The 14,166-nt window shown below is 54.3% G+C and carries 13 protein-coding genes; 7 read left to right on the forward strand and 6 right to left on the reverse strand.

All coding sequences use genetic code 11. The features are described from left to right. Nucleotides 1-57: 57 nt before the first annotated feature. Entirely contained in the window at nucleotides 58-1,779 is a 1,722-nt protein-coding gene (locus tag CAF80_RS28660) for a hypothetical protein (RefSeq protein ID WP_134333855.1), read from the forward strand. A 342-nt stretch (nucleotides 1,780-2,121) separates the two neighbouring features. Here the strand turns inward: CAF80_RS28660 and CAF80_RS29090 are convergent, their stop codons facing one another. Then, the gene (locus tag CAF80_RS29090; protein WP_256575073.1) at nucleotides 2,122-2,280 is read right to left on the reverse strand and encodes a hypothetical protein; all 159 of its coding nucleotides are present in this window, start codon (nucleotides 2,278-2,280) and stop codon (nucleotides 2,122-2,124) included. On the opposite strand from CAF80_RS29090, the gene CAF80_RS16270 reads away from it, so the two are divergent. After that, nucleotides 2,279-2,809, forward strand: a complete 531-nt coding sequence (locus CAF80_RS16270; protein ID WP_254778411.1) for a hypothetical protein — start codon at nucleotides 2,279-2,281, stop codon at nucleotides 2,807-2,809. The two genes, CAF80_RS29090 and CAF80_RS16270, sit on opposite strands and share 2 nt — an antisense overlap. A 346-nt stretch (nucleotides 2,810-3,155) precedes the next feature. Here the strand turns inward: CAF80_RS16270 and CAF80_RS16275 are convergent, their stop codons facing one another. Further along, nucleotides 3,156-3,275, reverse strand: coding sequence for an ogr/Delta-like zinc finger family protein (locus CAF80_RS16275; protein WP_074689211.1), 120 nt, complete (start codon nucleotides 3,273-3,275; stop codon nucleotides 3,156-3,158). A 724-nt stretch (nucleotides 3,276-3,999) separates the two neighbouring features. On the opposite strand from CAF80_RS16275, the gene dusA reads away from it, so the two are divergent. Both dusA and CAF80_RS16285 read left to right on the forward strand, forming a co-directional pair. Further along, nucleotides 4,000-4,995, forward strand: a complete 996-nt coding sequence (gene dusA, locus CAF80_RS16280) for a tRNA dihydrouridine(20/20a) synthase DusA (RefSeq protein WP_074689213.1) — start codon at nucleotides 4,000-4,002, stop codon at nucleotides 4,993-4,995. A 75-nt stretch (nucleotides 4,996-5,070) separates the two neighbouring features. Further along, nucleotides 5,071-5,451, forward strand: a complete 381-nt coding sequence (locus CAF80_RS16285) for a DUF2388 domain-containing protein (protein WP_074689215.1) — start codon at nucleotides 5,071-5,073, stop codon at nucleotides 5,449-5,451. Nucleotides 5,452-5,465: 14 nt separating this feature from the next. On the opposite strand, the gene CAF80_RS16290 is transcribed toward CAF80_RS16285, so the two are convergent. Next, nucleotides 5,466-6,299 (reverse strand): undecaprenyl-diphosphate phosphatase, encoded by an 834-nt coding sequence (locus CAF80_RS16290; RefSeq protein ID WP_074689217.1) that lies wholly within the window; start codon nucleotides 6,297-6,299, stop codon nucleotides 5,466-5,468. 506 nt (nucleotides 6,300-6,805) lie between these two features. Here CAF80_RS16290 and CAF80_RS16295 point away from each other — a divergent pair. From CAF80_RS16295 to CAF80_RS16305, 3 genes are all read left to right on the forward strand, one after another. Then, on the forward strand, nucleotides 6,806-7,546 hold the full coding sequence (locus CAF80_RS16295) for a winged helix-turn-helix domain-containing protein (protein WP_039772760.1): 741 nt from the start codon (nucleotides 6,806-6,808) through the stop codon (nucleotides 7,544-7,546). Between the two features lie 291 nt (nucleotides 7,547-7,837). Further along, nucleotides 7,838-8,497 carry a helix-turn-helix domain-containing protein gene (locus CAF80_RS16300; RefSeq protein ID WP_074689219.1) on the forward strand — a complete coding sequence of 220 codons (660 nt, stop codon included), beginning with the start codon at nucleotides 7,838-7,840 and terminating at the stop codon, nucleotides 8,495-8,497. 382 nt (nucleotides 8,498-8,879) lie between these two features. Continuing rightward, nucleotides 8,880-10,274, forward strand: coding sequence for an undecaprenyl-phosphate glucose phosphotransferase (locus CAF80_RS16305; RefSeq protein ID WP_074689221.1), 1,395 nt, complete (start codon nucleotides 8,880-8,882; stop codon nucleotides 10,272-10,274). A 386-nt stretch (nucleotides 10,275-10,660) separates the two neighbouring features. Here CAF80_RS16305 and CAF80_RS16310 read toward each other — a convergent pair whose 3' ends face one another. From CAF80_RS16310 to CAF80_RS16320, 3 genes are read right to left on the reverse strand one after another with little or no spacing between them, the layout of a single operon-like run. Next, entirely contained in the window at nucleotides 10,661-12,739 is a 2,079-nt protein-coding gene (locus CAF80_RS16310; RefSeq protein WP_085667460.1) for a YjbH domain-containing protein, read from the reverse strand. Continuing rightward, nucleotides 12,736-13,500, reverse strand: a complete 765-nt coding sequence (locus CAF80_RS16315; RefSeq protein WP_371855520.1) for a capsule biosynthesis GfcC family protein — start codon at nucleotides 13,498-13,500, stop codon at nucleotides 12,736-12,738. The genes CAF80_RS16310 and CAF80_RS16315 overlap by 4 nt, the downstream gene beginning before the upstream one ends. Beyond that, the gene (locus CAF80_RS16320) at nucleotides 13,497-14,162 is read right to left on the reverse strand and encodes a YjbF family lipoprotein (protein WP_080770671.1); all 666 of its coding nucleotides are present in this window, start codon (nucleotides 14,160-14,162) and stop codon (nucleotides 13,497-13,499) included. The genes CAF80_RS16315 and CAF80_RS16320 overlap by 4 nt, the downstream gene beginning before the upstream one ends. Between the last annotated feature and the right edge of the window lie 4 nt (nucleotides 14,163-14,166).

Genomic DNA, 14,166 nt, shown 5'->3' on the forward strand with positions numbered 1-14,166 from the left:
GCTCCAGAACCGGAGCTGCAATGACCTCCATTTGGTTCAATGTGTTTAAGGATAATCATGTTTGAAATCACACCCGAGTATTTTTCTCCCGAAGAGTTCATTGACAATCATAGTTCTTTAGGCGGGCTCCATAACCAGCGACTCGTTGAAGTATTGAAGGGCGCCCTGGCTATAATTCCTCTCATAAAAAACAAATACTCTGAAGAACAATCAGATATACCTATAAGGATATCCAACAGTGAAAGCCTGTCAGCCGAGAGCAATCCATACTCTATAGTCATAAGTTCAGGAATGATTAAGCACTGTATCGCGGCTCCGTGCATGCCTATTGACGAAATATGCCCAGCATTACCAATCGAAAATTTTGACTATAATGCTATGGCAGCTACAGCGCTTGCATGGATTATTGCACACGAGTATTTCCATATAGTAAGACGCCATAATGAAGTCGCTATAGCTGCTAGGGACTTACCGGGTAGACCGTACGCGAATTCCATTGATAACGCTCTAGAGCATGACGCAGACCTCATGGCAACCGCCGCCCTATACCGTCTGACACAAATGCGACTGGGCAATGCGATTCATGACTTGGATGTGAGACGAATAACAGTTCATGGAATATTTCTCACTCTCCGCACCTTTCCTCAAGAAAGTGCTGACAACATCCACTCAGCAATGCCGGAGCGCCTATTTCAAATTTATCAAAAACTGGTTCAAGTGACCAAAGGTGGAAGTGAGAAGGTTTCAGCATCAGGACTGACAGATTATTCGGTGGAACGAGTTATTCCAATATTACATGCATTTGCGCAGTGCGAAAGGTATTTCCAGCTTTTGGGCGGAGAAAATGAACCAAGCCTTGATATACAATTTGCTGAATTTTGCAACAACAAAGACGCTCCGGCGGTTGTTAAGTCTTGGCAGTGGATTAGTCCCGTCGTGGAAAGGATTACAGGAACAAAATCAGATAACAGAAATCACAAAGGCCTTAATATCAATAGGGTATGCGTTTTCTGCGGGGCTAACAACCCCATCGGTGTTCCTGTGTTTGCTCCTTGGATAAGTGAAAAACTCAACATAGGTAGAGGTAAGCAGCTGCTCACCGATATGGCGCACAGCATATCCGAGTCGGATAACAACACCATTTTTATTAAGCAACCCTATTTACGTGATTCGGCTTTAGGATCTGATAATATTGACCGTATATGCGCAGCCTGCATAAATGACTGGCTTGCCCCCTTGGACTTGGCGACGAGGCCTCTCATAGATTCCCTCATTGATGGAAAAGTAATTAGCATCGCTAAAGATGAAGCGAAACGAATTTCGATCTATATGTGCGCAATCGCAGTATTACATGAATATACTGACCCCAATCCAGACAACAGATGCATTCCTGAAAATCATAAAAGACTGCTCAGAAAAAACAGAATTCCCAGTAACTGGGCAGTGGCTATTAGGCCGATGGAAAAAAACGTTAATTATGGTATCAGAACCCATCATGCACGCATCGAAAATCGACCAAGCCACACCATTTGCAACATCCACCTAGGCTGTTTTTATGTTCAGATAGTATGCTTTATAAATTGCAACTACCCATTGCACTTTGACAAGTCTAAGTTTATTTCCACCCACCCCTTCAAAGGACAATCAAATGTCGGACAAATTGAAAAACTTTCATTAAGCAATCGGGAAGAGGCATTCAACAACCTACATTTCTGCATTCTTAACTGGACATCTGAAAAAGCTATAGAGCTAATGGTAAAGAATAAAAAAACACAATAAACCACGTTAAATCCTCATCAAAATACACACTCACGCACAGTACAAATTAAATCACCTAATACAGGGAAACAATGGGAAACAATGGGGACGGAAACAATGGGGACAGATTTATTTACCACCTAGAAGTGAAAAACAAACCAATCCGTCCCTTTTGTCGTCCCTTTTGTCCGGACAAAACGCCGTGCTGGAGCTGACCGTTTAAAAAAGGCTTCACGTATGCAATCCGTCTGGACCTTCACTTCCACTCTCATGTTTTTTCATAGGCCGTCGATACCCTGCTAATTCAGACGTTCAAGGAATGACGACATGCCCCTTTCAATCAATTCTGTATTTATCCGGCCATCAACCGCTCAGCTGAGCCAAACCAGCCAGCCATTGACCACCAAATCCCTCAGTGAAAACTTGCTGAAAACCACGGTCAACATCAATCCGGCTGCAATTTACCATCCAAACAATGACCCCCCCCGCGCCGAGCCCGGAAACGGAATCGATCGAGAGCATGATCGCGCGCACCCAGTCGCCGGATTACCCGCAAATTGCCGAAGGGCACAAAAGCGCCCATCAATCGCTGAAACTCGCTTTCGAGGAGTTCCAATCAGCGTTGGCTCACAGCGATCCGGATCTCGCCGACAAGAAATTTGGCTTCACCATCGAAGCGGATGGCAGCCTCAAGGTTCTCGACAGTTCACGCCAGCTCAGCGCTTCCGACATGGATCGGCTGAACGAGCTGTTGAATGCTTCCAGTGAATTGAAATCGGCAGCGAGCAGCTACCGCGACGCCTCCATCGCCCTGGTGGCCGCCGACGCTACGTGGGGTGGTAACTTTACGGGCGGGTATATTCTGAACAAGGACAACTTCGCCAACACAATCGATCTGGGTGCCCTATTCCTTAAAAAAGGGACAACCCCAAACGCTGATACCCTGAACGGTTTCTTCTCCTCCCAGTTGTGGAGCAAGGGCGCACGAATGACGCATGAAACAGTCACCCAGATGCCCGTAGGCGCCAATAAGATCGACGTGACGGTTTGACTGGCAAGTTCTTGAAACTCACGCTACTTCACAGCGCGGGAAACAATGGGGACATATTTATTTATCTCAAAAAATGAGCAAACAAATCTGTCCCCTTCCTATTGCCAGCGAGGCGCGTTACACGCCAAGACAATGCCCGTACTGCTCTGGATCGAACCGGCGAAAATGCCGGCTTTATTAGAGAAACAATGGGGACGAAACAATGGGGACAGATTTGAATGGCACTTACTTAACATGTTTAGCATGCCCGTTCTTCCTGACCTCAGGCCCTTGCTGACCGACGTGACTTGGTCAGCAAGGGGTAGGCCTGAGGTCTTCGTTTTATAAACAATGGGGACAGATTTATTTATCTATGGCCGCACTGCAAGGAATTACACTGACAATAAAGGCGGACGAACTCTAAAGAGAGTTCGTCCCGCGAAGCAATTTTCCCTTTACTCCCGCACGCTTTACAATTGATCTTCATTATTTCTCAAATGCTGGATTATTGGCTTATTTTATCAGCTCACAAATCCAGCATCCACAGTTTAATGGACAATTAAATACAAACACTGCTAGCTATCAGTTCTAATTTTTCTAGCTCTTCTATCGTAAACCCCCTCTATTTCAAAAAAAACAGCTTGCCCCTTAACCAACGGACCACCATAAACTACGTCCGCTTCTGTGTACTTACATGGATCAGCTCCCGCCCCATCTGGCACTACCAAGCCATAACCGGTGTTATATTTGGTCGTAACAAGTGTAACCGTTCCAGAACATCTAGTAGCCATCACATTTCTCCTTAAATTATTACTTTGTGAAATACTTCATTCACGGAATAGAGTGAAAGTTTTTATATCGCGCAATTTGATGCTAAACCTTACGCTCAGGCTCATCACCTGTCAGAAATGACAGTCACTTATACCGCTTCGCTATTAAAACAATCACACTAGCAACATCTCACAAAAAACATCATTTTCTAGGTACTCCATTGCACCTTACGATCCGTTCTTAGCTGGCAATTCACCTGCAAAAATAACTGCATAATTGGCCTAATTTCGTTATTCATAGAGAAATGGGGACTGATTTATTAGCGCCCCGTTTTCAAGTTGTAGCTACCGTCTGCACGCCACTTAGACACTCCCCAAGCCCCACCCCAGCATTCCTGATAAACTCCCCCACCTCCCAGCCACACCGATTCCGTACCCCCAATGCCCCCAATCACCGCCACACCCGCTCCACTCTCCCGCCGTTTCTCCGTCGCGCCCATGATGGATTGGACTGATCGCCATTGCCGGTACTTCCTACGCATCCTGTCGAAAAACGCCCTGCTCTACACCGAAATGGTCACCACCGGCGCTCTGCTCAACGGCGATCACGAACGCTTCCTCCGTCACAACGACGCCGAGCACCCGCTGGCGTTGCAGTTGGGCGGTAGTGTTCCGCTGGACCTGGCCGCTTGCGCGCGTATGGCGCAGGAGCACGGTTACGACGAGGTGAATCTGAACGTTGGCTGCCCGAGTGATCGGGTGCAGAACAATATGATCGGGGCGTGCCTGATGGGGCATCCGCAGTTGGTGGCGGATTGTGTGAAGGCGATGCGTGATGCGGTGTCGATTCCGGTGACGGTGAAGCATCGGATCGGGATCAACGGGCGGGACAGTTATGAGCAGCTGTGCGATTTCGTCGGCACGGTGCGGGATGCCGGGTGCACGAGTTTTACGGTGCATGCGCGGATTGCGATTCTGGAGGGGTTGTCGCCGAAGGAGAACCGTGACATTCCGCCCTTGCGTTATGACGTGGCGGCGCGGTTGAAGGCGGATTTTCCGGAGCTGGAGTTCATTCTGAACGGCGGGATCAAGACGATGGAGGCCTGCCATGAGCATTTGCAGACCTTTGACGGCGTGATGCTGGGGCGCGAGGCGTATCACAATCCTTATCTGCTGGCCGAGGTGGATCAGCAGTTGTTCGGCAGCAGCGCGCCGGTGATCAGCCGGGCCGAGGCGCTGGCGCAGTTGCGGCCTTATATAGCCGAGCATTTGCTGGCCGGCGGCGCGATGCATCACATCACCCGCCATGTGCTGGGCCTGGGCACCGGGTTCCCGGGGGCGCGCAAGTTTCGTCAGTTGTTGTCGGTGGATATCCACAAGGCCAAGGATCCGCTGGCGTTGCTGGATCAGGCGGCGGAGTTGCTGGCGGGTCGTTGATCGATGCGTTGAATGTGCGGGCAACGAATGAGCGTTGCCCGGAGTTTTGTTGTACTGACAGGATGTCTTTTGGTTATGCCCGCGTTCAGCTGTGTTTTATTCAAGCGTTTCGCCCTCCTCGCTTTACTCTCGACTCTCTCTGCAAGCGCCTATGCATCCTGTGATTTTGCGAAGGGGTGCGGCAACGGGGAAAATGGCCCTTTTCAATCTACCCAGATGTCTGGTTTTCTGGTTTTCACGACGACGATGGTCACAGTCGACGGGATGTCGGACATTTCCGGACTGAAAAAACGTGTGTATTCGGTAGAGGAAATTGAAGCGGCACGTTATTTCCTCGCCAGTGACGGCATGCTGCAAGCCGCGTATTTCACCTCGGCGTTGCAGCGGTTTCGTCAGGATTCGCCCGACTCTGAATTGAATGATCTCGCCGTCGCTGCACTGATCAGCAGTCAGTGATCAGCAGTCAGTGATCAGGCGGCTGCGGCCGCCGTCCAGTTCACCCAACCAAATTGCCAGGTGGCAAGGATCAGCAAGCCGAAGGCGATTCGGTACCAGGCGAAGGTGGCGTAGCTGTGGTTCGCAATGAACTTCAGCAGGCCGCGCACGGCGATCATCGCGAAGATGAACGCTACGACGAAGCCCAGGGCGAAGACCGGCAGGTCGCCGCTCTGGAACAGTTCGCGGTACTTGTAGCCGGAATACACCGCCGCACCGACCATGGTCGGCATCGCCAGGAAGAACGAGAACTCCGTGGCGGCCTTGCGTGACAGGCCGAACAGCAGACCGCCGATGATGGTGGAACCGGAGCGCGACGTGCCCGGAATCATCGCCAGGCACTGTACGCAACCGATCTTCAGCGCGTCGGCCCACTTCATGTCGTCCACATGGTCGACGCTCACTACATGATCGCGCTGCTCGGCCCACAACATCACGATGCCGCCCACGACCAATGCGACCGCTACGGTGATCGGGTTGAACAGGTATTCATGAATCGTGTCGGCGAATAACACGCCGAGTATGACCGCCGGGAAAAAGGCGATCAGCAAATTGCGGGTAAAACGCTGGGCATTGCTTTGGGTCGGCAGGCCTTTGACGATCTCGAAGATCTTCGGGCGAAACTCCCAGACCACGGCCAGAATGGCGCCCAGTTGAATAATGATGTTGAACGCCATGGCGCGTTCACCGCCGAATTCCAGCAAGTCGGCAACAATAATCTGGTGGCCCGTACTGGAAATGGGCAGGAACTCGGTCAGGCCTTCTACCGCCCCAAGAATCAGCACCTTGAACAAGGTCAGTAAATCCATTAATCCTCCGTCAGAACGCCCTTTTCGGGCGCCCTGTTAAATGCATTCAGGCATTGAGTATCTGAAGTAAAACAATTGGCAGATGAACACCCATTGCCCGACTCGGGGACGGAGAATATGTCTTATCAAAAGCCACACTCAAGGCATGTTAATAAACGTCCGTGTGTGAACTTGTCGACGTTATAGCCAAAACACAGGCCTCCCCATAAAATGTGACCCACCTCACACTGCTCTGATACGTATGCAGTTGAGTGATGGCCAAGGGACATAAAAACAGCTCGCGATAATTACAAAATAGTGGCACCATTCCATATTGCCACCATCTAATGGCCTAAATTCCGTTAGTTCACAGCCCCGAAAAAATCAACTAAAAGCTTGAATCGCTTAATTATTGTTAGAAAACTCGGGAGCCACGTCTAAAATTCGTCCAAATGTTACCAATTGTCAGTCACAGATGAGAACCGGTGCTTTAACATCCCGATGTCAGCACCTTTTCGAGTCAATGCATGATGCTCACAGGTAACTTAGCGACTAGAAGCCCGCGCCGCACAAGCGACGAACCAGGTGTTCTCACCCTGGGTCGTACCCGTGGCGTGGCTGAACACTTTAGCGCGCTAATCGCAAAGCATGTGCAGAGCGGTGTGGCTGTTGAAGCCGACGCCTACATTAGTTCATATCAGCACAACGAATATCACGGCCTGTATCGGGCGATCTTCATTATCATCGACAGCCCTCAGGCACTCGAAGATAACCTTGCGCTGGTGGAAAACCTGCGCAACGACAACTTGAAGCCGATTATTTGTGCAGTGATCACGGGTCGCGGCGCCCACAACAAGATCAAGTACTTTCTGGCCGGTGCCGACTTCTGTATCAAACTCAATACCTTGTCCGATGAAAGCGCGGAACTGCTGGGTGAGTTCTTCGACAGCGAAGAATGGCAGCGGGATATCAGCCTGGTGCTGGACCCCACCCGCATCTGCCTCTCGGACACCAGCAAGAAACTGGATATCTCCTTTGCCGAAATGAAGATCCTGCAAGCCTTTGCGCAGACCGGCAATCACATTCTCAGCCACGATGAAATCGCCAGCATCATGGGGCTGAACACCCAATTCTACGACCCTCGGGCGCTGGAAAAATCCATCAGCCGCTTGCGTGGGAAAATCAAGGACGTGTACGGTACGAACGCCATACAGAGCATTCGCGGGTATGGCTATCGTCTGATGAGGGGGTTGATCTCAACTCCTTGATTCAGGGAAAACACTCTTTTGCAGCATACGAGGGAACGTCTGATGCAACGCTTCAAACATCCGCTTTCTCATAGTTTTAACCGCGTCACATATCTAATAAAAAGCTGTCAATTGCATGAGCGCTGCAACACTTACACATAACAATAAACCATTACTCTAACGCAGACCGAGTGGAACTTATCGAGGCCATCTTTGGGCCCAGACCCTGCCTGATCGATTAATTCCGAGGAAAACATTGCTCGCCTGCCATTATTTTTTCGCCAAATTTGGTGTGTACTTTAGGAGAGAGACATGGAAACCAGCACGACCCTCCCAAGAAAATACTTTGTTGTCGTGACTAACAGCTCAGCGTCGCAACGCGAACTCGAGAGCATTCTCTCCAGTGAGCGTTTCAATTCGTTTGGCACGTCTCAGGCACAAATGTTTATTGAAGGTGTTGCTTCGCCCTCTTCCACTCCGATGCTGATGGAGTTCACTTACCCACGCGGCACAAGGAAGCATGTCGCACGTAGCATCGAACATGATACCCAGCGCATATTGGCCACCCTCGAATCGGAATGGCTGGCAGCACAATCGGCGCATTCATTCCACAATTCCACGGCCATGTCCGAAAACCCCGCTGATACTTCCCGAACGATCGAATCCGACGCGCCCTGCACCGAAGCCTGGCATCTGGACAATGATCAGGGTGCATTGACCAAAGAGGGTGTCGAAATCAGTCTCACCGGGCTTGAAACCGCACTGGTGCGCAAGATGCTGCACCATGAAGAGCGTGTTGTCAGTCGGGACGATCTGATCCTCAGCATCGGCCGCGAGCCGGAGCAGTACCGGGGACTGGAAATGTGCCTGAGCCGTCTTCAAGACAAATTCAAGAACGCCAGCAACGGTGAACGATTGTTTCGTGCCGTGCGCAATCGCGGTTATTGCCTGATCCAGGAAGTTGTTGCCTAAACAACATCCCTCACTACAAGACAAACAGATACAAGTGCGATTACAAAAATAAAAAAGCACTCTGTTTGGTTTCACCCCTCCCTGGTTATACCCGCCTCCTGACCCCACCTACGATAGCAAACACAATATTGATTATTCACCCCCTGCCTTTCGACCTTTTCTAACGTTTGAATATTGGAAATTTAAATAAGTTGGCACTGTGCCATCTTGTTAGAACTCGTCAGACAGCATCCCCGGCAATAACTTAGTCTATTGACTGACGACAGTTCCGCATTCCGGCGTTGTTACCTCAGGACACTGACTCAAACAACAATAACAAGTCTGCTTAACAACTCGGTTTTCTACTGTCGAAACCTGAACGGACGTCTTTTGGGGATATCGTATGGATCTTTCTCTTCGTATCAATCGAAACACCGGCCTCAAGGGACTGACCTTTTGGGGCCAATGGGCGCTGGCACAGAGTTTCATTGTTTCCCTGTTGTTCATACTGGCCGAACAGCACACGGGCACCGTCGAGTTCTACTATCGGATGTGCACGATCCTGGCCGTACTGGCCTCGGTGCCGGCTTATACCTTCAGCGGCGCGTATCGAAAGCGAGACAATTACCTGACCGGGCTGGGTCGACTGTTCATGGGCTGGTTCATGACCATGGCCGGGCTGGCGTTCATCGCCTTCATCTGCAAGGCCGATGCGCTGTTTTCCCGCCAGGTCATCCTTGAGTGGGCGGTGTACGGTTTCCTCGGTCAGGCGCTGTTGTACGCACCGCTGCATGCGTTCTCGAAGTTCTACCAGCGTTCGCGCAAAAGCGAACACAAGACCCTGATCGTCGGCACCGGCGAACTGGCGCTGGGTCTGGCGAAGAAGCTGAGCCAGCATGAAAACCTGCCGCTGGTTGGTCTGGTCAGCAACGGCGATACCCCGTCGCTGGAAGCGGACGCCCCGCGCGTTGTCGGCGCTCAGGACGAACTGCTCGAGCTGATCCAGACCCACGACATCCGCCGCTTGTACATCACCCTGCCGCTGTCGGAAGCCGCCAAAATCGAGGCGATGTATGTGGACTTGCTGGATGCCAACGTTGACGTGGTCTGGGTGCCGGACCTGAACAGCCTGACGCTGCTCAATCACTCGGTGAAAGTCGTGGACGGTCTGCCGGCGATCTACCTCAACGAAAGCCCGCTGACCAGCCGCCCGACCGCTGCGCTGAGCAAGAGTCTGGTGGAGAAAGCCGTCGCCCTGCTGGCGATCATTCTGTTGAGCCCGGTGCTGCTGGCCGTGGCCCTGGCGGTGAAACTCAACTCGCCAGGCCCGGTGTTCTTCAAGCAGGATCGCCACGGCTGGAACGGCAAGGTGATCAAGGTCTGGAAATTCCGCTCGATGCGCGTTCACGATGACCGTGACGTCAAGCAGGCCAGCCGCAACGATTCGCGCATTACCGCGGTCGGTCGCTTTATCCGTCGCACTTCGCTGGATGAGCTGCCGCAACTGTTCAACGTGCTGCAAGGGCACATGGCACTGGTCGGTCCACGTCCGCACGCCGTGGCGCACAACAACTACTACTCGGGCAAGATCCTCGCCTACATGGCCCGCCACCGAATCAAACCGGGTATCACTGGCCTGGCGCAGATCAGCGGTTGCCGGGGTGAGACAGACACCCTCGACAAGATGGAAAAGCGTGTTGAGATCGACCTGAAGTACATCAACAACTGGTCGCTGTGGCTGGATCTGAAAATTCTGGTGAAGACGCCGTTTACGCTGTTGTCGAAGGATATTTACTGAGACGCAGCGCTTGAGAAGGCAACACCGCAAGGGGACGAAAGTCCCCTTTTTTGTGGGCGGGGTTTGGGGGTTGGGTGGGTAGCTTGTGACCACAGTGGGTCAGTTGATTTGATGTCGGCTGTACTAGCGCCATCGCGAGCAGGCTCGCTCCCACTGGGATGATGAGCGGATCAGGATTTACTATTCACCTCAAACAAATGTGGGAGCGAGCCTGCTCGCGATGGCGGTGGAACACCGCCCGGAGCAACCCCACTCCCACAAGGATGATGAGCGGATCAGGATTTGCTATTCACCTCAGACAAATGTGGGAGCGAGCCTGCTCGCGATGGCGGTGGAACACCGCCCGGAGCAACCCCACTCCCACTGACTCCCCGCCCCCCCCGAACCTACTCGGTAATCTTCCCGAAGTTGCGGTAGAACATGTCCCCTTCACGGCTGTCGGTCATCGAATGCAGCTGGAAGCTGCGGTTGAGCCGCGCGCCACCGTCACGGGTCAGCGGTGCCCACACCAGGTTGGCGCGGCGCATGGTCGACATGCTCATCATTTCGTCGAACGGGATCGACAGGTACAGCCCCTTGTCGAAACTACCCTCGCCATACTCGGCGCTGCCGGCGGTGGTGATGGTCGCCCAGGCGCCAAAGCGCACGCCGTTGAAGAACTCGCGGGAGATGTCCACCGTGCCGCCAAAGTCGCCCGCCAGGTAACGCCCGACGCTGACTGCGGCCAGCGTGTCGAACGGCAGGTCGGTGTAGCCAGTGATGTGGCCGGTCCAGACCGAGTAATCACGCAGGCCGAAACCCTGGTCGAATTCACGCTGACGCACGTAGTTCAGGTCCGCACCAATCGACCAGCGCTTGCCGGTCGGACGAAACAGCACCTCGCCCCCGACCCCGGCGAACATCGATTCCAGATAACCGCCGTAGACCATGCCGTACAAATCCTTGTCCAGTTGCTCGGCATGACTGACCTGGAACAGCGGCATGGTGGTGTCCGACGTGGTCAGGTACTGACGCAAGTCGGTGCGCACACGCGGCAGGCCGCTGGGCGCGTCGTAGGTGAATTTGTCGAAGTTGTTGATCAGGTTCTGACTGAGCAGACCGTTCCACCAGGTGTTGCGGTTGAAGCGGTACTCGGCATCCAGATCCGCCGTGAACTGATAGAGCAAACCATCGGGGCCGCCGACGTTCTGTTTAAAGCCCAGGCCGACGCCGTAATTGAAGTGCTGCGGCGCTTCGGTGTAGAGGGTTTTCTCGTTGCGCGGCATCGCCGGGTTGATCTCGGTGGTGCGGTGCAGCGATTCCAGCGGTTCTTCGTTGTTGATCACTTCGCGGAAGGTCTGCCGGGGCACGCTGGTTTCTTCCAGCGGCAGGTCGTAGCGCTTGTTGACCACGGTGAACCAGTCGATGTCGTCGTTGACGCTGTTGTCGAGAATCCGGCTCGCGCGGCCGACGGCCTTGGCCGAATGGAAATAACGCTGCTGCTCGCCGTACACGATCAATTCGGAATCGCGCTGGGTGATGCGCTCGACCTTGTAGCCGGCGTTCTGTTGCAAACGGCGCGACACGTCGGCCCAGTTGACCTCTTCCATGGTCGCGGTTGGCGCCTTCGCCGGCAGCGGTTCGGCCGGTGGGTCGAAGGTCTTGGCCGGGGCCTTGCGACTGACGAAATTGGTGTGGAACGTGATGCCGAACATCGCCGTGTTGCCGCGCTCCCAGGCCGCACTCAGATCGACGGAATCGGTCACCTTGAACACCGCACCGAGGTTGATCGGCGAGTCCTGCTTGATGATGTTGTCCTTGGGCTCGTGCTTGTAGTCGTTGCCTTCGTATTCGAGTTTCAGGCTGAGGCGGTCCCAGGGCGTCTGGTAACTCACGCCGCCGAAAAACGACGGCTTGCCGCGAAAGTACGAGCCGGCGTTGACGTCACCGGTGCCTTCCAGATCCGGGCGGGTGTTGAAGCGGTCACTGATCGAACCCAACGGGTTGTCGACATCGCCGCGATTACCGATGTAACCCCAGGCGATGCCGGCGCTGAAATCGAAATTGTCCCAGCGCTTGTTGGCCACGAAGAATTCACTGGCAAACAAACCGGTACCGCCGATGTCTCGAAAGCCCAGCGCCACTTCCGGCGCCCAGTGGCTTTCCTGCCACAGCCGGACCTTGGCGTCGACCGCCTTGTCCTTATAGCTCTGGCTGCCGCTCAGCGCTTCGGAACCGTACGGACGGTTGGTGATGGCGGTGTAGCGAAACGAACCTTCCAGCCAGTCGAGCGGCTGCAACGAAACGCTGTATCGGCTGTACGGTTCGGTGCGGTTGGCGTTGACGCTCAACTCACCGGCGGGCGACATGCGCGCGGTCGGGGTCTGCAACAGACCGACGCCGCCGAAGTCATTCTGGGTAATCCGTGGCTCGGCATGCACGAGGCCACACGGCAATAACAACACAGCTGCAAAACGCAAATTCAACGAACCACCTCAGCCAACTGCGTGGCAATCAATTCGGCCAACTGCTGATTCAGTTCAGGGACAGGCGGATCCAGATCATCGTTTTTCACCGGCACCAGAATCTTGCTGCCGGCCACGGGCATCTGCCCGCTCTCGCGGTTCCAGTGGGCGATGCCGACCCGCCGCGATTCGCCGTTGGGCTGGATCAGCCACAGATAATCGGCATCGGCGTCCGCCGTCAGCAACGTGCAGCCCTGCAGATATTCGCGGGCTTCCTGCAACGGCTGATAAGGCAAACGGCACGGCTCGGCGACGGCGCCCAGCACTTCGACTTCGTCGACCCGTTTCGGGTAGATCAGTTGATCGCCATCGTCGAGGCGGATGTTGCGGGCGAAGCCGACTTCCACCGCCACCGGATCGAGATCGGCGATCTGCCGCCCGGTCACCGGCATCTGCCGGACCTGCTCGGCCAGGCGCTGGGCCAGCGCCGCTCGACTCGGCTTGTCGAAGAGCATCGCCATGCGCTGCAGCACATCCAGATCGAACAGCACGCCGACCTTGAGTCGCGTCTGTTCCTCCAGCAGCGACTGACGCAACAGAACGCCCGCCAGCCAATAACCTTCGGCATTCGGTACAGCCTCGCCGATCACATCGCGCAAACGTCCGCCCGCCGGCAATTCGATCGGGCCGGGGTTGGCGACATCACCGCTGACGATGACCGCGGCCTCGCTGGCACCGGCAAGCAACATCAGGCACGCCGAGAGCGCTCTTAGCCGCTTCACGGGACATGCCTGCGGTCAGGGGTCAGTTGCACGATCCTGACCCGCAACTGCGAGGTCAGTTGCTGTTCACTCTGCACAATGAAACCGTCCACCGGATCGACCCAGTAACGGTTGGTTGCGCGCAGGCCGATGGCCGGCGCGTCAATCTGCTCATCGACGCGCAGCACGGAGTATTCCTTGTCGAGAATGTCGAGGGTTTCCAGGGATTTTCGGGAGAAGCGGCTGTTGACGATGATCCCGACTTCCTGGCCCTTGTAGAGGTCGATCCAGCGGCGGCTGGTGTAGCCGTCGGTGATGCGATGCAGGCCCTGTTTGAACGGCGAGTCATCAGACAGGCGCGTGCCGTCCAGATCGCCCTCCACACCCAGGCCCACAGTGCGCATGGCCAGGCCGTCGCGCATCAGCAGCACCTGCTTGCCGGAGGCGACCCAGAACTGCAGGTCCTCGCGCTCGCGCACCAGCGCCAGCACCCCGGAGCCGGACGGCGTGGTCAGTTTGAGCTGGGGATACTTGACCCCCGCGACCTGCTCCGCCGACACGTCCAGTTCATCCGGCCCGATGACGGCGGATTTGAGGTTGTTCAACGAAGCGCTCATCAGCGGATTGCAGCCACTGAGCAACACGGCCGCCATCAGGCACACGCCCACTTTCAACGTTTTCACAGTC

Source organism: Pseudomonas sp. B34(2017) (assembly GCF_002112915.1).
In the GTDB taxonomy this organism is placed as follows: domain Bacteria; phylum Pseudomonadota; class Gammaproteobacteria; order Pseudomonadales; family Pseudomonadaceae; genus Aquipseudomonas; species Aquipseudomonas pharyngis.

Excerpts from the sequence above, each read along its gene's own strand:
- CAF80_RS16285 (WP_074689215.1), top strand. The coding sequence starts at position 5,071 with ATGCCCGCGTTCAGCTGTGTTTTATTCAAGCGTTTCGCCCTCCTCGCT.
- CAF80_RS16305 (WP_074689221.1), top strand. The coding sequence starts at position 8,880 with ATGGATCTTTCTCTTCGTATCAATCGAAACACCGGCCTCAAGGGACTG.
- CAF80_RS16295 (WP_039772760.1), top strand. The coding sequence starts at position 6,806 with ATGATGCTCACAGGTAACTTAGCGACTAGAAGCCCGCGCCGCACAAGC.
- CAF80_RS16300 (WP_074689219.1), top strand. The coding sequence starts at position 7,838 with ATGGAAACCAGCACGACCCTCCCAAGAAAATACTTTGTTGTCGTGACT.
- CAF80_RS16275 (WP_074689211.1), bottom strand. The coding sequence starts at position 3,275 with ATGAAGATCAATTGTAAAGCGTGCGGGAGTAAAGGGAAAATTGCTTCG.
- CAF80_RS16270 (WP_254778411.1), top strand. The coding sequence starts at position 2,279 with ATGATCGCGCGCACCCAGTCGCCGGATTACCCGCAAATTGCCGAAGGG.
- CAF80_RS16290 (WP_074689217.1), bottom strand. The coding sequence starts at position 6,299 with ATGGATTTACTGACCTTGTTCAAGGTGCTGATTCTTGGGGCGGTAGAA.
- dusA (WP_074689213.1), top strand. The coding sequence starts at position 4,000 with ATGCCCCCAATCACCGCCACACCCGCTCCACTCTCCCGCCGTTTCTCC.
- CAF80_RS28660 (WP_134333855.1), top strand. The coding sequence starts at position 58 with ATGTTTGAAATCACACCCGAGTATTTTTCTCCCGAAGAGTTCATTGAC.
- CAF80_RS29090 (WP_256575073.1), bottom strand. The coding sequence starts at position 2,280 with ATGCTCTCGATCGATTCCGTTTCCGGGCTCGGCGCGGGGGGGGTCATT.